General features: G+C 71.5%; 18 protein-coding genes. 6 read left to right on the plus strand and 12 right to left on the minus strand.

What is annotated here, in order from left to right; all coding sequences use genetic code 11:
- Positions 1-2 precede the first annotated feature (2 nt).
- Positions 3-983, plus strand: a complete 981-nt coding sequence (locus B4V04_RS13415; RefSeq protein ID WP_498232254.1) for a hypothetical protein — start codon at positions 3-5, stop codon at positions 981-983.
- 42 nt (positions 984-1,025) lie between these two features.
- On the opposite strand, the gene B4V04_RS13420 is transcribed toward B4V04_RS13415, so the two are convergent.
- The 4 genes from B4V04_RS13420 to lwrS form a co-directional block, all read right to left on the minus strand.
- Positions 1,026-1,496: a CopG family ribbon-helix-helix protein gene (locus tag B4V04_RS13420; RefSeq protein WP_498232255.1), complete on the minus strand. Its 471-nt coding sequence runs from the start codon at positions 1,494-1,496 to the stop codon at positions 1,026-1,028.
- A gap of 25 nt (positions 1,497-1,521) precedes the next feature.
- The gene (locus tag B4V04_RS13425; protein ID WP_498232256.1) at positions 1,522-1,851 is read right to left on the minus strand and encodes a PadR family transcriptional regulator; all 330 of its coding nucleotides are present in this window, start codon (positions 1,849-1,851) and stop codon (positions 1,522-1,524) included.
- Positions 1,852-1,912: 61 nt separating this feature from the next.
- Positions 1,913-2,566: an HAD family hydrolase gene (locus B4V04_RS13430; protein WP_498232257.1), complete on the minus strand. Its 654-nt coding sequence runs from the start codon at positions 2,564-2,566 to the stop codon at positions 1,913-1,915.
- A 44-nt stretch (positions 2,567-2,610) separates the two neighbouring features.
- Positions 2,611-2,979, minus strand: coding sequence for an LWR-salt protein (gene lwrS / locus B4V04_RS13435; RefSeq protein WP_498232258.1), 369 nt, complete (start codon positions 2,977-2,979; stop codon positions 2,611-2,613).
- 64 nt (positions 2,980-3,043) lie between these two features.
- Here lwrS and uppS point away from each other — a divergent pair, with 64 nt between their 5' ends.
- Positions 3,044-4,015, plus strand: a complete 972-nt coding sequence (uppS, locus tag B4V04_RS13440) for a polyprenyl diphosphate synthase (protein WP_498232259.1) — start codon at positions 3,044-3,046, stop codon at positions 4,013-4,015.
- Here the strand turns inward: uppS and B4V04_RS13445 are convergent.
- The 3 genes from B4V04_RS13445 to B4V04_RS13455 form a co-directional block, all read right to left on the minus strand.
- Positions 4,012-5,112 (minus strand): DUF2891 domain-containing protein, encoded by a 1,101-nt coding sequence (locus tag B4V04_RS13445; RefSeq protein ID WP_498232260.1) that lies wholly within the window; start codon positions 5,110-5,112, stop codon positions 4,012-4,014. The two genes, uppS and B4V04_RS13445, sit on opposite strands and share 4 nt — an antisense overlap.
- Before the next feature lie 113 nt (positions 5,113-5,225).
- The gene (locus B4V04_RS13450) at positions 5,226-5,684 is read right to left on the minus strand and encodes an NOB1 family endonuclease (protein ID WP_144796747.1); all 459 of its coding nucleotides are present in this window, start codon (positions 5,682-5,684) and stop codon (positions 5,226-5,228) included.
- Entirely contained in the window at positions 5,684-5,929 is a 246-nt protein-coding gene (locus B4V04_RS13455; RefSeq protein ID WP_123112653.1) for a PRC-barrel domain-containing protein, read from the minus strand. The genes B4V04_RS13450 and B4V04_RS13455 overlap by 1 nt, the downstream gene beginning before the upstream one ends.
- Before the next feature lie 206 nt (positions 5,930-6,135).
- On the opposite strand from B4V04_RS13455, the gene infB reads away from it, so the two are divergent.
- Complete coding sequence (gene infB, locus B4V04_RS13460; protein ID WP_498232261.1) at positions 6,136-7,929, plus strand: translation initiation factor IF-2; 1,794 nt, start codon at positions 6,136-6,138, stop codon at positions 7,927-7,929.
- Between the two features lie 42 nt (positions 7,930-7,971).
- Here infB and B4V04_RS13465 read toward each other — a convergent pair whose 3' ends face one another.
- Together B4V04_RS13465 and B4V04_RS13470 are read right to left on the minus strand one after the other, a co-directional pair.
- Entirely contained in the window at positions 7,972-8,097 is a 126-nt protein-coding gene (locus B4V04_RS13465; RefSeq protein ID WP_498232262.1) for a hypothetical protein, read from the minus strand.
- Positions 8,098-8,164: 67 nt separating this feature from the next.
- Entirely contained in the window at positions 8,165-8,914 is a 750-nt protein-coding gene (locus B4V04_RS13470) for a TOBE domain-containing protein (protein WP_498232263.1), read from the minus strand.
- Between the two features lie 240 nt (positions 8,915-9,154).
- On the opposite strand from B4V04_RS13470, the gene B4V04_RS13475 reads away from it, so the two are divergent.
- The 3 genes from B4V04_RS13475 to B4V04_RS13485 are packed head-to-tail and all read left to right on the plus strand — an operon-like array spanning position 9,155 to position 11,606.
- Positions 9,155-10,087, plus strand: coding sequence for an ABC transporter substrate-binding protein (locus B4V04_RS13475; protein WP_498232264.1), 933 nt, complete (start codon positions 9,155-9,157; stop codon positions 10,085-10,087).
- A gap of 2 nt (positions 10,088-10,089) precedes the next feature.
- Complete coding sequence (locus tag B4V04_RS13480) at positions 10,090-10,842, plus strand: ABC transporter permease (protein WP_498232265.1); 753 nt, start codon at positions 10,090-10,092, stop codon at positions 10,840-10,842.
- Complete coding sequence (locus B4V04_RS13485; RefSeq protein WP_498232266.1) at positions 10,842-11,606, plus strand: amino acid ABC transporter ATP-binding protein; 765 nt, start codon at positions 10,842-10,844, stop codon at positions 11,604-11,606. The genes B4V04_RS13480 and B4V04_RS13485 overlap by 1 nt, the downstream gene beginning before the upstream one ends.
- Before the next feature lie 18 nt (positions 11,607-11,624).
- On the opposite strand, the gene B4V04_RS13490 is transcribed toward B4V04_RS13485, so the two are convergent.
- Genes B4V04_RS13490 through B4V04_RS13500 form a run of 3 tightly spaced genes read right to left on the minus strand, consistent with a single transcriptional unit; the run spans position 11,625 to position 15,331 of the window.
- A complete protein-coding gene (locus tag B4V04_RS13490) occupies positions 11,625-12,194 on the minus strand; it encodes an HIT family protein (RefSeq protein WP_498232267.1) in 570 nt (189 codons plus the stop codon).
- Positions 12,194-13,102 carry a type II methionyl aminopeptidase gene (gene map, locus B4V04_RS13495; protein ID WP_498232268.1) on the minus strand — a complete coding sequence of 303 codons (909 nt, stop codon included), beginning with the start codon at positions 13,100-13,102 and terminating at the stop codon, positions 12,194-12,196. The genes B4V04_RS13490 and map overlap by 1 nt, the downstream gene beginning before the upstream one ends.
- A gap of 54 nt (positions 13,103-13,156) precedes the next feature.
- Positions 13,157-15,331, minus strand: a complete 2,175-nt coding sequence (locus B4V04_RS13500; RefSeq protein WP_498232269.1) for a histidine kinase N-terminal 7TM domain-containing protein — start codon at positions 15,329-15,331, stop codon at positions 13,157-13,159.
- Positions 15,332-15,372: the final 41 nt, after the last annotated feature.

Raw genomic sequence — 15,372 nt, forward strand, 5'->3', positions numbered from 1 at the left:
CGATGAGCGCCGAGGGGGACTCGCGAGACGGCGACGACGCGGGAGGCGGCGACGGTCCGGCGACCGACGGCGACCCCGCTCCCGACCCGCCCACGCTCCGCGGGCTCCTCGCCAGCGTCCGCGCGGCGGTCCGGGCGCAGCCCCCGCGGGACCTCTTCCTCGTCGCCGTTCCCCTGCCGGCGCTGCTCGTCGCCGTGAGCCTCACGCCGGGGACCGACGCCTGGCGCCTCTCGCTCGCGACCGGCGGCGTCTTCGAGAGCCGGTGGGCGCTGTGGACCGCGTTCGCGTCGAGCTTCGTCCACGCGAGCCCCGCGCACCTCCTCGACAACCTCGTCAACTACTGGCTGCTCGTCGCGGTGGCGTACCCGCTCTCCGTCGTCGCGGGGTGGCGCGGGCGGCTGCTCGGCGCGGCCGCGGTGTACCTCGCGGTCGTCCCCCTCGCCTCGGCGTGGGCGACGATCGTCGCGCTCGGCGGCCTCACGAACGCGCCGACCGCCGGCTTCTCCGACGTGAACAGCGCGCTCCTCGGCTACGTGGTCGTCGTCTGGTTCGCCGCGCTGGCGACCGAGGCGGGCGAGGAGGGCGATCCCGACGGGGACGACGGGGACGCCCCCGCCGGTCCCGCCGTCGGCGTCGACGCTCGCTGGGCGGTCGTCGCCGCGCTCGGGTCGCTCGCGCTCGCGTACCTCGCCCCGAGCGGCGTCGGCTACTTCCCGTCGCTGCCGGCGGTCGGGTCCCTGTTCGCGGTCTGCGCCGCCCTCGTCGCCGTCGGGCTCTACGCCGGCGTCGGCCGGCCGCGGGTGGTCGGGCTCGATTTGCCCCCCGAACGGGAGCTGCTGTACGTCACGGGCGCGAGCGTCGCCGCCGCCGGGGTGATCGGGTCGCTGGTGGTCGTCCCGTTCGGCAGCAACGTGTTCGCGCACCTCGCCGGCTACGTCGTCGGCGTCGCGGTGCCGCTCGTCGGCGTCGTGCTCGACGGGTGAGCCGGACCGATCCGCGTGCCGACCGCCCGGGCGCGCCCCCGGCTACTCGTCGGCGTGTCCGTGCCCACCGTGTCCGTGGCCGCCGTCCGCGGCCTCGCCCTCGCCCCCGAACTCGTCGACCGGAGTCACGCTGTAGTCGACGGTGAGCGTGTCCTTCGTCGCCCGGATCTTTCCGACGAACGCGGAGATCTCCTCCAGGCGTCCCTCCAGCACGAACAGCTCCATGCAGTAGCGGGAGCCGACGTGGTTGTGGAAATTGGAGGCGACGAGCCCCTCGTGCTCGTGGCGGAGCCGCATCATCCGCTCCTCGACGCTCGTGGTCTCGTAGTCGAAGAGTACGGTCACCACCGCCATCAGCTCCCTCTCCTCCAGCTTGGCGTCCTCGAACTCGCCGAGGAGGTTCCGCGAGGCCTCCCGGACCACCTCGCTGCGCCCCGTGTAGCCGTGTTCGTCCGCGAACCCGTCGATCCGCTCAAGCAGCTCCTCCGGCATCGAGACGCTGACGACCGTCATGTAATAATCCACGCCCCCTCTGTTGTTAATCCTTGAGGTCGGGGTCGTCGGCCGACCGGGGGCCCGCGGTCGGCTTCGGGTCGCCGACGCGCTCGGAGAGCCACTCGTAGTGGTCACGGAGCGCGCGCTCGCCGGCGTCGGTCAGGGCGTAGACGTCGGCGATCCCCTCCGTCCGGCGGTCAAGGAACCCGGACTCCACCAGCGAGCGGAGCGTCGCGTAGAAGGAACCGGGATCGATGCGCTCGTCGTAGTGGTTCTCCAGCCGGTTCTTCAGCGACTGCGCCCGCAGCTCGCCCGCGTCGTACAGCAGCGCGCAGAGGTCGCGCCGGCGACCGCTGTGGAACCACTTCGTCATGGGTCGGCTAACGCGCGCCGCCTCACGTCCGTTTCGGTCGCGGGCGAGGCGCGGGGAGGAGTCACCCGCTCGCCAGCAGCTCGTCGAGCCGGTCGACGCGCCGGTCGCCGAGCACGCACCGCCCGCGGTCCTCGTGGCCGACGCGCTCGACGTGGACCGCGTCGAGCCCGGCGTTCCACGCCGCGCCCACGTCGCTCTCGCCGTCGCCGGCGTAGTAGCCCCGGTCCGCCCCCGGGTCGACGCCGAGCTCGCGCATCGCCAGCTCGATCGGCTCGGGGTCCGGCTTCCAGCCCGTCTCGTCGGTACAGCAGACCACCGCGTCGAACCGCCCGTCCAGGTCGAGCCGGTCGAGGACAGGCTCGGCGAGGAACCGCTGGCAGTGCGTGACGAGGCCGGTCGGCCCGCCCGCGTCGTCGACGCGGTCGAGCAGCCGGGCGGCGTCGTCGTGGAGGTACGTCGCCTCCGCGCGAGCGCCCGGGTCTTCGACCGCGTGGAACGCGGGCCAGAAGTCGTCCGGATCGACGCCGATCTCGCGGAGGGTACCGCCCCGGGGACCGCCCAGCCCGTGCCAGAGGACGTACGCCTCCCGGTCGGAGAAGCGCCGACCGAGCCGGTCGCCGACGCGGTCGAACACCGTCCGGGTGTACGACCACTCCGCGTCGACGAGCGTGCCGTCGAGGTCGAACAGGTGGAAGTCGTAGTCGACGACCGCCATGGGCGCGCCAGTAGGCGCCGGACCGATAAGTGCGTTGTGGGGTCTCACTCCCCTCGCACGTGGATCGACGAGCCGAGGTACTTGCGGAGGACCTCGTCGACCGAGTCGGCGTTGAAGCGACCGAGGTCCGCGGCGACCTCGCGTTTCAGCGCGTCGAGGTACGCCTCGTCGGTCCGGAGCTCCCGGAAGGACGCCTCGGTGACCTCGACGCCGAGGCGGTCGCTCGCGAGGCGACGGAACGACGACTCGTCCCCGATCTCGCCGCGCCAGAGTCGGTCGCGGAAGAACGCCCACCCGTCCGCGCCGGGCTCGGGAGCGGGGATCTCCATCGTCGCCTCGAACCGGTCGGGATCGACCGCCGCGCCGTCCGGGTCGAGCCGGAACGCGACGGCGAAGACGTAGGCGGCGTCCATCGGGTGCGATCTGCGGGGTCGGAGGGTAAAAGTACATATCCCTCGGTCCTGTCGGATCGGCCGTATGCTGGACCGTCTCCGCGACCTCGGCGAGCGAGCCTACCGCCGCCACCTCCGCCGCGAGATCGAGGACGTGCCGGCCCACGTCGCGATCATCCAGGACGGGAACCGGCGGTACGCCCGCGAGCGCGGCGACGACGCCCCCGACGGCCACCGCGCCGGCGCCGACACCACCGAGCGCGTGCTCGACTGGTGCGCGGACCTGGGCGTCGCGGAGCTGACGCTGTACGCCTTCTCGACGGAGAACTTCGAACGGCCCGACGAGGAGCTGGCGCCGCTGTTCGACCTGCTGGAGCGCAAGCTCCGGGAGTTCGCCGACGCCGACCGCGTCCACGAGCAGGGGGTCCGCGTCCGCGCCATCGGCGACGTCGCCCGGCTCCCGCCCCGCGTCCGCGACGCGGTCGACTACGCCGAGTCACGCACCGCCGACAACGACCGCTTCACGCTGAACGTCGCGCTCGCGTACGGCGGCCGGACGGAGCTGCTCGACGCCGCCCGGACGATCGCGGCCGACGTCGACGCCGGCGACCTCGACCCCGCCGACGTCGACGTCGAGACCGTCGAGGACCGACTGTACGACCGCCCGGTCCGCGACGTCGACCTCATCGTCAGAACCGGCGGCGACGAGCGCACCTCGAACTTCCTCCCGTGGCACGCGAACGGAAATGAGGCCGCCGTCTACTTCTGTGCGCCCTACTGGCCGGAGTTCTCCCAGCGCGAGTTCCTCCGCGCGATCCGCACGTATCAGTCCCGCGAGGAGTCGTGGCAGCGCGCCCGCGCGGAGCGGGCCGCCGCGCTCGTCCGGGCGGTGGCCGAGGTGGAGATCGCCGAGGCGCGGGCCGTCGCTCGGCGGCTTCGAGGGCGCGTCCCGCGGCTCGACGGCAGCGACCTCTCCGACGACGCCCTCGGGATCGCCGAGAACGAGTCCGTCGGACCGGTCGACGGCGACTCCCAGGAGTCGAAGGGCGCGAACTAACCCGCCCCCGGCGCGATCCCGCCCTCGTTCCGCGTCAGCAGGTACAGCGCGAACGAGGAGAGCCAGTGCGAGCCCGCGTAGTCGTCGGTGAGCACGTCCGCGACCCCCGCCTCGGCGTGCCGGCGCGCCGCCGCGTCCAGCGGCGCTCGCAGCCGAGTCGCCGCCGGTCCGTCCCGCCCAGCCAGCGCGTCGGCCAGCCCCGCGAGACACCACGCCCGGGAGACGTTGAGGCCGATCAGGTGCATCGCGGCGCCGTCGCTCTCGTCCGGTTCGACGTCGACGGGCGTCAGCAACGCGTCGTGCGGCGGCCCCGAGAGGTCCGGAAGGAACGCGTCGAGCCACGCCGCGAACGCGTCGGGATCGAGGACGCGGCGCATCAGGTCCGCCTCGGTCAGCGCGGGCGAGACGAAGTCCCAGCCGACGGGCTCCGCGCCCACGACGGCGGCGGTGTCGTCCGCGTAGAGCCGGCGCGCGGTCGCCGTCGCCTCGCGTCCGAGGTCGGGGTCGCCGACAACCCGCGCGTAGTCGAGGGTCCCGGCGAGCGCGAACGCCGTGTTGCCGTGGGTGCCGACCCGCTGGGGCCGATCGATTTCGAGGAACGACTCGCGGGTCCTCCGGCGGATCCGCTCTTCGAGGGGACGGAGCGTCTCGCGCCACGCGTCGGCGCGCGGGTCGTCCCACAGGTGCAACTCGGCGGCGAGTCGCAGCAGCCACGACCACCCGTACGGCTCCTCGAAGCCGGGGTTCTCGTCGAGGTACTCGACCTCGTCCGCGACCCCCTCGGGCGTCAGCCGTCCCTCGATCTCCGTCTCGATCGCGGCCTCGTCCGGATGGTCCGGCACGAGCCGCAGCAGCCGCACGAGCGCCCAGTGGCTGTGGACCGCCGAGTGCCAGTCGAAACAGCCGTAGAAGACGGGGTGTTTCTCCGAGGGGCGCGGCGGCGCCTCCGGTCCCTCCACCCGCCCCTGATAGTGCGGGTACTCGGTCTCGATCCCGTCCAGCGGGTGGGCGGCCAGCGCGCTCGCGACCGCGTCGTCGAGCGCGTCGGCCCGGCCGGCCCGGAGCGCGTCCGCCGAGACCGTCTCGAATGCGTTCACGTCGGGAGGTCGGCGGGCCGCCTGTTCAATCGGTCGGTGGCGTGAGAGAGGGTAGCACTCGAGATCCGTCGCGCGAGACAGGCGTTAGACGGAGACAGTCACGCCGAGCCCGGTCACGCCGGATTCTTCCGCGTCAGGTCGCTGCCGCAGATCGGACACCGCTCCTTGTTCTCGTCGAACGTGCGGTTGCAGCCGACGCACTGGAAGCGCCACTCGCGCTCCTCCGTGATCCCGTCCCTGGCGATGGGCTCGACGTCGAGGTCGAGCCGCTCGGCGACGTTCTGCATCGCGTAGTCGTCGGTGACGAGCGTCGCGCTCAGCTCGAGCGCGGTCGCGATCAGCCGCGTGTCGGTGTCGGAGAGCTCCGCGTCGTCCCCCGACCCGCGCGCGGCGCGCCGGACGTTGTCGATGACCTCCGGGGCCGGGACGTGGATCGCCATCCCCGACCCCTCCATCGCGTCGAAGCGGAGCGCCCCCTCGCCGGTGAGCTCCTCGTGCACTTCGGGCACCGAGACGACGTCGTCGTCGGTGGTGTACTCGTGGATGAACGCCGAGGTGTCGAGGACTTCCATCAGCGGGCGACGACGATGTAGTCTTTCACCGCCTGCACGTTTCCGACCGGTACCTTGAGTCGGCCCATCTCGTCGACGTCGAACCCTGACCGCTCGGGGCTGAGGTGCTCGTGCGGGCTGACGAGCAGATCGTTCAGCTCGCCGGACTTCAGGTCCATCGTGATGTTGTACAGGTCGCCGAGTTCGGTTCCGTCCGAGCTCATCACCGCTTTCCCGGAGAGGTTCTCCGCGAGGATGTCTACCATGTGCTCACCGTCCGTGGCAACGGTCTTAAACGCCACGGGGGCGTCCGACGGGCGACGGACGATGACCGGGATCGCAGACGAATCATGACCGGGAATCGCCGAGCGAGTCGGCCTCGAACCGAGCGAGCCGTCCGGGCGCATTTTGAAAGGCTTAACTGACGCCCGGGCGGAATACGGGGTAACCGACCTTCTCGGGGCGATCACCTATGACCGACCACACAAACGCGGACACCCTTCGGACGCCGATCGTCGCCGTGTTGGGTCACGTCGACCACGGCAAGACGAGCCTGCTCGACACGATCCGCGGCTCCGCCGTCAGCGAGGGCGAGGCCGGCGCGATCACCCAACACATCGGGGCGACGGACATCCCGCTCGACACCATCTCCGGGATGGCGGGCGAGCTCATCGACCCGACCGACTTCGACCTCCCCGGCCTCCTGTTCATCGACACGCCGGGCCACCACTCCTTCTCGACGCTGCGCGCCCGCGGCGGCGCGCTCGCCGACATCGCGGTGCTCGTCGTCGACGTCAACGACGGCTTCCAGCCGCAGACCGAGGAAGCGATCGACATCCTCCGGCGCACCGGGACCCCCTTCGTCGTCGCCGCCAACAAGGTGGACACGACGCCGGGGTGGAACCCCCAAGACGGCCAGCCGATCCAGAAGAGCTTAGCGGCGCAGTCGGAGCGCGCCGAGTCGATGCTCAACGAGAACCTCTACGAGATCATCGGCCAGCTCTCCGACGCCGGCTTCTCCGCGGACCTCTACTGGCGCGTGCAGGACTTCCAGAAGAACATCGGCGTCGTCCCCCTGTCGGCGCTCACGGGCGAGGGCGTCCCCGACCTGCTCACCGTCCTGATGGGCCTCTCGCAGCGGTTCATGAAAGAGGAGATGGAGATCGACGTGCAGGGCCCCGGCGAGGGGACGGTGCTGGAGGTGAAAGACGAGCGCGGGTTCGGCGCCACCATCGACACGGTGGTGTACGACGGCGTGGTCCGCAACGGCGACAAGATCGTCGTCGGCGGGCAGGACGAGCCGATCGTCACCGAGATCCGGGCGCTGTTGCAGCCGCGGCCCTTAGAGGAGATCCGCACCGAGAAGCAGTTCGAGAAGGTGGCGGAGGTCGGCGCCGCGGCCGGGGTGAAGATCGCCGCGCCGGACCTCGACCGGGCGATGGCGGGCGCGCCCGTCCGGGTCGTCCGCGACCGCCCGGAGGCGGAGGTCGTCGAGGAGGTGAAAGCCGAGCTCGCCGAGATCGAGGTGGAGACCGCCGAGGACGGCGTCGTCGTCAAGGCCGACACGCTCGGCTCGCTGGAGGCGATGGCGAACGCGCTCCGCGAGGCGGAGGTGCCGATCCTGCGCGCCGAGGTCGGCGACATCGCGCCGCGCGACATCGCCGTCGCCGAGACCGCGAATCAGGACGAGCACAAGGCCATCCTCGGGTTCAACGTCGACCTCCTCGCGAACGCCGAGACGGAGCTGGAGAACGCCGACGTGAAGCTGTTCACGAACGACGTCATCTACCAGCTGATCGAGGACTACGAGACGTTCGTCGAGGAGAAGCAGCGCGCGCAGCAGGAGACGGTGCTGGACAAGGTCGTCCGCCCCGCGCGCTTCCGCATCCTCCCCGACCACACGTTCCGCCAGAACGACCCCGCGGTCGTCGGCGTCGAGATCATCTCCGGGACGCTCCAGAACAACCGCAACGTCGGCATGTTCGAGGGCAACGAGTTCGAGCGCGTCGGCCAGCTCTCCGGGATCCAGAAACAGGGCGACGACGTCGACGAGGCGCGCGCCGGCGAGCGCGTGAGCATCGCCATCGACGGCCCCACCGTCGGGCGCGGCATCGAGGAGGGCGACACCCTCTGGACGGAGGTCCCCGAGAAGCACGCGAAGATCCTCGAACAGGAGCTGAAAGAGGAGATTACGGCCGACGAGCGCGAGGCGCTCGCGGCGTACCTCGACACCAAGCGGAAGCGGGACCCCTTCTGGGGGAAGTGAGTCGATCGCCGCCGCGGACCCCCTCCTCTCGTGGTCGAGCCCTCAGAGCGCCTCGCCGCAGCTCGGACACTCGAGCCCGCGGTCGCCCGCGACCGGCTCGACGCTGAGACGGCAGGTCTCGCACCACCGACGCCCCCGGGTCTCTTCGGTCGGCACGTCGTGTGACATACGTTGTCACTACGCACGGCCGGGTTATAACCGTTACCGACGCCCCGGTGCACCGTGACTGACGCCCTCACTCCCGGACGGACCGCCCCACGTGCTCCACCACCCGCGTCGCGGTCGCCTTCCAGCGGATCGCCACGTCGTCGCCCTCGCACAATCCCAATCGCTCCGCGCTCTCCGCCGTGATCAACACCTGAAACTCCACTCCGTCCACCACGACCCCGACCGTCGACACCGTCTCGCCCGCGTCGATCCCGACCACCTCGCCGCGCAGGCGGTTCCGGGCGCTCGTCGCGTCCGGGTCCACGTCGACGTCGCTCTTATAAACGGTCACCGCGTCGGCGCCGATTCGAACCTGCACCCTGTCCCCGACCGCCGCACCGTCGTGGAGCCCTCGGACCCGTCCGACCCCGGTGTCGACGTCGACCAGTTCGCCGTCGACGCTCGCGACCGCCCCGTCGAGCACCGTCTCGGGGACGCTCGCGGTCGCGGCGAGCACGGCCTGCAGCCGGTCGTAGCGGTCGAGGAGCGCTTGGCCGCCAGACGCAAGTCGGCTCCCGCCGCCCCCGGAGCCGCCGCGCCGGCGTTCGACGAGGGTACCGAACGCCTCCTCCAGGCCCTCGATCCGCGAGAGCGCCCGCGCCCGCGAGCGCCCCAGCTCGCCGGCCGCGCCCGCGACCGAGCCCGTCTCGTGGACCGCCCGGAGGAGCGCGGCGTCGCGCCCGTCGAACTCGGCGTCGCCCTCGATGAGCGCCGCGCTGCCGCGGCCCGCTCCGGCGGCGCTCTCCTCGGCCGCGCTCTCCTCCCCGCGTTCGTCCATACCGAGGCCGTCGTTCCGGGGGGAGTTGGCGCTTTCCCTCCCCGTCGCGGTCGACGTTCGGAACGACGACGTAACCGTTTCCGGTCGTCTTCCGATTCGGTCCCGACCGAGAGCGGGACTCGATCGGCCACCGACTCGGCTTCGACGGCCCGTCCTGATTGCTCCGCACGGGGTCGAGTAACCGATCGGAGTTACCCGCGCGGCAGAAACTATATTTAGTATCAGCTCAACGGTGTGTCCATGCCGATACATCGACGACGGTTCGTCGCCGCGCTCGGCGCGGGGGCGGTAGCGAGCACCGCCGGCTGCGGGCAGTTGGGCGGGAGCCAGGATGAATCGGACGGAGCCGCCGTGGCCGGCGAGACGCTGACGCTCACGACCACGACGAGCACCTACGACACGGGGCTGCTCGACGCGATCCACGGCGACTTCGAGGAGATGTACGGCGTGACCGTCGACGCGGTCGCGCAGGGGACGGGCGCGGCCCTCGAGTCAGCCCGGAACGGCGACTCCGACGTGGTGATGGTCCACGCCCGCGGACTCGAAGACGAGTTCCTGCGAAACGGGTACGGGGTCAACCGCCGGGACCTGATGTTCAACGACTTCGTGATCGTCGGGCCCGAGAGCGACCCGGCCGGGATCCAGGGGATGGAGTCGGCGACCGAGGCGCTCACGGCGATCGCCGACGCGGGGGCGCCGTTCGTCTCGCGCGGGGACAACTCCGGCACGCACACCAAGGAACTGAACCTCTGGGAGGCCGCGGGCGTCGAGCCCGGCGGCGACTGGTACCAGGAGATCGGCGCCGGGATGGGCGAGGCGCTCAACAACGCGAACCAGCAGGGCGCGTACACGCTCTCGGACCGCGGGACGTTCATCTCGCAGCGCTCGGAGGTCGACCTGACGATCCTCGTGCAGGGACCGATCGAGGACGGCCCGGAGATCCTCGCGAACCCCTACGGGATCATGGCCGTCAACCCCGGCGTCCACGACAACGCCAACTACGACCTCGCGATGGCGTACATCGGCTGGATCACCAGTCCCGGGACCCAAGACGCGATCTCCGACTACCAGATGAACGGCGAGCAGCTGTTCTTCCCAAGGGCGGTCTCCGAGGACCCCGACTTCCAGCAGTACGTTCCGGAAGGTTGGAGTGGGAACTCCACCGACGGGTGAGCGTGCCGCTCGACTCAGTCGCACCGCTGCTGCCGGCCCTTCTCGGGGGACCGGTCGCCGCCGACCTCTCGGCCCTCCTCGACCTCCCGTTCAGGGACGGCTACGTCTGGAGCATCATCTACGTCTCCCTGTACGTGAGCCTCACGGCGGTGGCGCTGAGCACGCTGTTCAGCATCCCGATCGCCGTGGTGATGGGCTTTTCCGACTTCCCGGGGAAGCAGTTCGCGAAGTCGGTGATCAACACCGGGATGGGCTTTCCCAGCGTCGTCGTCGGCCTCCTCGTGCTGTTCGCCGTCTCCAACCAGGGGCCGCTCGGTGCGCTCGAACTCGTGTTCACGAAGCAGGCGATGATCATGTCGCAGTTCGTGCTCGCGACGCCGCCGATCACGGCGATCAGCCTCGCGGCGATCTCCGGCGTCGACGGGAACGTCCGCGACGCCGCCCGCGTGCTCGGCGGCACGCGCGTCGACGTGGCGCTCGTCGTCCTCAAGGAAGCCCGGTACGGTATCGCCACCGCGATCCTGGCCGGGTTCGGCCGCGCCATCAGCGAGGTCGGCTCCGTGCTCATCGTCGGCGGCAACATCACGGGCGCGGACGGGATCTCGAAGACGCGGACGCTGACGACCGCGATCCAACTGGAGGCCAGACAGGGGCAGTACGGCACCGCGATGATCCTCGGCGCCGTCCTCGTCGCGCTCGTGCTGACGGTCAACGCGGTCGTGATCCGGCTCGGCGATCAGGGGGTGCACCGCTGATGCTCCGGCTCCGGGACGTCTCGCGCTCGTACGGCGACGAGACGGTGTTCCGCGACCTCTCGCTGTCCGTCGACCCCGGCGAAGTGGTCGCGGTCATCGGCCCCTCCGGCGTGGGGAAATCGACCCTGCTCCGGACGCTCGCGCTCTCGCTCGAGCCCGACGACGGGGCCGTCGCGCTCGACGGCACCGACGTGTGGACCGCCGAGGAGTCCGAACGGCTCGCCCTGCGGCGGCGGGTCGGGATGGTGTTCCAGGAGGCGAGCCTCTTCGACGCGCCCGTCGCGCGCAACGTGGAGTACGGCCTGCGGATCCGCCGCCCGTGGGCGGACCGGGTCCAAGCCCAGCTCCGGTCGCTCGTCGGGCTGCACGAGCCCGCCGACGCCGTCAGCGACGCGCTCGACGTGGTGGGGCTCTCCGAGAAGGCGGCCCAGGGAACCGCGTCGCTCTCCGGGGGCGAGGCGCAGCGCGTGTCGTTCGCCCGGGCGCTGGCGTACGACCCCGACGTCCTCCTCCTCGACGAGCCCACCTCCGACCTCGACCCGCGGAACACCGCCGTCATCGAGGACGCGATGGCGAAGGCCCGCGACCGCGGGATCGGCGTCGTCGTGGCGACGCACGACATGCACCAGGCGGAGCGCGTCGCGGACCGGGTCGCGGTGCTGCTCGACGACGGGGTCACCGAGGTCGGCCCGACGGAGCGGATCTTCGAGGACCCGTCGGACGAGCGCACCCGGAAGTTCATCTCCGGGGAGCTGGTGTACTGAGGGCGTCGCCGCCGACGGTCAGGCGTCGTCGGCGTCGCCGACTCCGAACGACAGCCGCACCGGGTCGCCCCCGTCGGCGTCGCCCGGATCGACCACGTCGTCGCCGGCGGCGAAGCCGGCGTGGAGGTGGCCGTACGTGCGGTCGACCGCCTCCACGATCACCTTCGTCTCGCCGGTCACGGGCATGAAGTTCGTGTCGCCGTTCCACCGCGGAACGACGTGGGTGTGGAGGTGCTCGATCGAGCCGCCGGCGGCGTCCCCGCCGAGGTTCTGTCCCGTGTTCACCCCGTGGGGGTCGACGTCGCGGCGCAACGCCGCCAGCGTCGCCGCCTTCAGGCGCGCGTGATCGAGCAGGGTCGCGTCGTCGAGGTCGGTCGGGTCCTCCACGTGCTCGTCCGGGATCACCATCGCGTGGCCGGGGTTGTACGGCGCGTTGTTCAACAGGACGTAGTTGCGGTCGCTCTCGGCGACGACCCGGGCCTCGCGGGCGTCCTCGCGCTCGGGCAGGACGCAGAACGGGCAGCCGTCGATCGGGTCCGACTCGCGCTCGACCCACTCGATCCGCCACGGCGCGTAGATCCGGTCCATCAGTCGTCGAAGCCGTGGATCCCGGCGGTCGTCACCTCGACGCCGTCGTCGGTGATCAGCAGGGTGTGCTCCGCCTGGCTCACGAGGGCGTCGTCGGCCTCCTTCAGCACGGGGTACCCCTTCACCGCGTTCGCCTGCTTCAGCCGACGCAGCGCCATCTCGACGCGGTCGCCCTCCAGCCACCGCGCCGCGAAGGGGAGGTCGTCGAACGCCTCGATCTCTTCGAGGGCCTGCCGCGCGCGGCGGTCGCGCACGCTCCCGGACCCCTGCCGCTCGAAGATCTCCTCTTCCGTTCCCTCGCCGACCTTCCCGCGCCCGTCGGTCGCGAACGGCTCGATCGCGACCGCCTGCCCCGGCTCCAGCTCGACGGAGCGGTCGACGCCGCGGTTCGGGACCGTCGGGCCGGTGTGGGCGTCGTAGCGCTCGACGCCGTGCCCGGAGAGGTTCAGGACGGGGGTGTAGCCGTAGCCGCGGATCACGTCCTCGATCGCCGCGCCGACGACGCCGACCTCGACGCCCGGACCGGCCTCGTCGACCGCGGCCTCCAGCGCCATCTCGGCGGCCTCGACGAGCTCGGGGGTGCCCGTGTGGTCGACGGTCACCGCGGCGTCGGCGATGTAGCCGTCGACGTGGACGCCGACGTCGAGACACACCATCTCCTCGCCGAACTCGGTGTCGTCGTCGCGGCCCGGCGTGGCGTGCGACGCCTCCGGGTCGACGCTGATGTTGACGGGGAACGCGAGCCCGGCCCCCTGCTCGCGGACGAAGTCCTCCGTCCACTCCGCGACCTCCAGGTGCGTCCGCCCCGGCTCGACCATCTCGCGGGCCTCGTTCGTCGCCTCGACCAACACCGCGCCGGCCTCCCGGTAGCTCTCGACCGCGTCGTCGTCTAGGGATCCGTGACTCATGGCAGTCGGTTCGGTCAGCGACCGCAAAGAGGTTGCGGAGGGAGGGCGACGGCGTCAGTCCCGGGCGTCCGTCGCGGACGTGCCCTCCCCGTCGGCCGCGACCTGATCCGCGTCGGTCGCCGCTCCGGGCGCAGCCTCGCCCGCCTCGGCCCCCTCTTCACTCTCTCCCTCGGCCGCCGGGAGCCACATCGTCACCACCGTCCCGGTCGGCTCCCGCGTGTCGATGTCGAGCTCGCCGCCCGACTCCGTGACGATCCAGTGGACGAGCCAGAGGCCGAGCCCGCTCGCGTGCTCCAGCGCCGTCTCGCGCGCCTCCGTGAAGACGGCCCGCTCGACCGGCGGAATGCCCGGACCGTCGTCGGCGACCTCGATCCGATACCCGCCGTCGGCGGCCTCGAGATCGACCTCGACGGTCGGCCGCTCGCGGTCGCTGTGGACGACGGCGTTCTCCAGCACGTTCCGGACCGCGGACTCGAGCAGCTCGTCGGCGTTCGCGATGGCGGCGTCCGGGGTCGAGACCGTCACGGTCGCGTGCGGGAACGACGATTCGAGCGACGCACAGAGGCGGTCGACCAGCCGCGCGAGGTCGATGGTCGTCTGTCCGGCCTCGCTGTGGAGCGCCACGTCGATCTCGCGGGCCTGGTCGCTGAGGTGCGTCAGCGTCTCCACCTTTCGGTCGATGACGTCCAGGTAGTCGTCGCCCTCCTCGTCGACGTGATCGCGAAGCAGGTCCGCGTAGCCGCCGATCACGTTCGTGTCGTTCTTCAGGTCGTGTCTCAGCACGCGGTTGAGCACCTGGAGACGCTGCTCGTAGCGGCGGCTCTCCGTCACGTCCGTCGCGGTGATCACGACCTCCTCGGTGTCGTCGAACAGGCGCTCGACGGTCGTCTCGAACCGGCGCCAGTTCCCGTCGGCGTGCGCGATCCGGTGGTCGAGCGGCTGCGGCTCGCCCGTCTCGAACGCGCGTTCGAACGCGCGCTGCGCCTCCAGCCTGTCGTCGGGGTGGACCAGATCGACGACCGGTCGCCCCTCGATCTCGGCGGGATCGTGGCCGAGCAGCCGCTCTATCGACGGGCTCACGTAGCGGAGCAGGCCGTCGGCGCCGCAGACGGCGACGACGTTCGGCGACTTCTCGATGAGGGTCCGGTACCGGCGCTGGAGCGTCTCGCGTTCGGTGACGTCTCGGAAGAGGAGGACGGTGCCGCCGGACCCCTCGCGCGGCGGCGCGCCGGGACCCGCGCCGTCGATCGCGTGGACGTCCACGGTCAGGAACCGATGACTCCCCCCGTCGTTGAGAGTCACCCAAAGCTCCCGCTCGCGCGGGCCCTTCGTCCGGTCGCCCGACACCGCCTCGACGACGCCCGGAGCGGAGCCGAACGCCTCCGCGGCGTCGCGTCCGATCGCGACCGACGGGAACAGCCCCCTCGCCGGCTCGTTCGCGTCGACGATCCGTCCCGTCGCGTCGACGACGACGACCCCGTCGGAGAGGTTCGCGAAGACGGCGTCGCGGGCGACCGGCGAGAGGTCGAGGAGCCGGTGTCTGAACACGACCCAGCCGATCGCCCCCGACGTGGCGGCGAACGTCACCGGCGTGAAGTCGACGAACGCCGGGCCGAGCGCCCCCCAGACGCCGAGGACGCCGGCGGCGGTCGGCGCGACGCCGGCGACGAGCAGCAGCGTCGCCTGCCGACGGAAGATGCCTTCCCTGGTGAGCGCCGCGTACCCGAGGAGGGCGAAGGTGAGCAGGTTCACGGCGTACGAGTAGGCCACGAACGCGAGGAGCGGCGGCGTCGGGGCGTACTCCATGACGAGGTAGCCGCCGGCGTCGGCGAGCGACGGGGCGCGGTAGAACAGCGCGTCGGGACCGAGCAGGAGGGCGCCGGCGACCGCGGCGGCGGGGACGAGACAGAGGAGCGCGAACCGGCGCGGCCGGAGCCACGTCGTTCGGTCGACGTACGCGAGCACGAACGCGGGCCAGGCGACCGCGAGGACGCCGATGCCGACCCAGACGAACCGATTCCAGAAGAGGGTCGCGTCGAGCGCGGTCGCCGACAGCTGGGCCGCGTACGCCAGCGACCAGGCCCCGCTCCCGAGCGCGACGCCGACGAAGGCGCGGACGAGCGCGCCGTCCCCTCGCCCCCGGTTCGTCGCGGCGTACGCGGCGAAGGAGAACGAGGCGAGCGCCGCCACGAGCAACGGGGCCGTGTACGGTGTCGGTTGCCACACCATCGATACCGGTAGCATGACGGTATCGGGTAAAAGTGAACCGG

Source organism: Halorubrum sp. B52, from assembly GCF_059752555.1.

Excerpts from the sequence above, each read along its gene's own strand:
- B4V04_RS13430 (WP_498232257.1), bottom strand. The coding sequence starts at position 2,566 with ATGGCGGTCGTCGACTACGACTTCCACCTGTTCGACCTCGACGGCACG.
- B4V04_RS13475 (WP_498232264.1), top strand. The coding sequence starts at position 9,155 with ATGCCGATACATCGACGACGGTTCGTCGCCGCGCTCGGCGCGGGGGCG.
- B4V04_RS13490 (WP_498232267.1), bottom strand. The coding sequence starts at position 12,194 with ATGGACCGGATCTACGCGCCGTGGCGGATCGAGTGGGTCGAGCGCGAG.
- lwrS (WP_498232258.1), bottom strand. The coding sequence starts at position 2,979 with ATGGACGCCGCCTACGTCTTCGCCGTCGCGTTCCGGCTCGACCCGGAC.
- B4V04_RS13415 (WP_498232254.1), top strand. The coding sequence starts at position 3 with ATGAGCGCCGAGGGGGACTCGCGAGACGGCGACGACGCGGGAGGCGGC.
- B4V04_RS13455 (WP_123112653.1), bottom strand. The coding sequence starts at position 5,929 with ATGGTAGACATCCTCGCGGAGAACCTCTCCGGGAAAGCGGTGATGAGC.
- map (WP_498232268.1), bottom strand. The coding sequence starts at position 13,102 with ATGAGTCACGGATCCCTAGACGACGACGCGGTCGAGAGCTACCGGGAG.
- infB (WP_498232261.1), top strand. The coding sequence starts at position 6,136 with ATGACCGACCACACAAACGCGGACACCCTTCGGACGCCGATCGTCGCC.
- B4V04_RS13485 (WP_498232266.1), top strand. The coding sequence starts at position 10,842 with ATGCTCCGGCTCCGGGACGTCTCGCGCTCGTACGGCGACGAGACGGTG.
- B4V04_RS13450 (WP_144796747.1), bottom strand. The coding sequence starts at position 5,684 with ATGGAAGTCCTCGACACCTCGGCGTTCATCCACGAGTACACCACCGAC.
- B4V04_RS13500 (WP_498232269.1), bottom strand. The coding sequence starts at position 15,331 with ATGGTGTGGCAACCGACACCGTACACGGCCCCGTTGCTCGTGGCGGCG.
- B4V04_RS13420 (WP_498232255.1), bottom strand. The coding sequence starts at position 1,496 with ATGACGGTCGTCAGCGTCTCGATGCCGGAGGAGCTGCTTGAGCGGATC.
- uppS (WP_498232259.1), top strand. The coding sequence starts at position 3,044 with ATGCTGGACCGTCTCCGCGACCTCGGCGAGCGAGCCTACCGCCGCCAC.
- B4V04_RS13465 (WP_498232262.1), bottom strand. The coding sequence starts at position 8,097 with ATGTCACACGACGTGCCGACCGAAGAGACCCGGGGGCGTCGGTGGTGC.
- B4V04_RS13470 (WP_498232263.1), bottom strand. The coding sequence starts at position 8,914 with ATGGACGAACGCGGGGAGGAGAGCGCGGCCGAGGAGAGCGCCGCCGGA.
- B4V04_RS13425 (WP_498232256.1), bottom strand. The coding sequence starts at position 1,851 with ATGACGAAGTGGTTCCACAGCGGTCGCCGGCGCGACCTCTGCGCGCTG.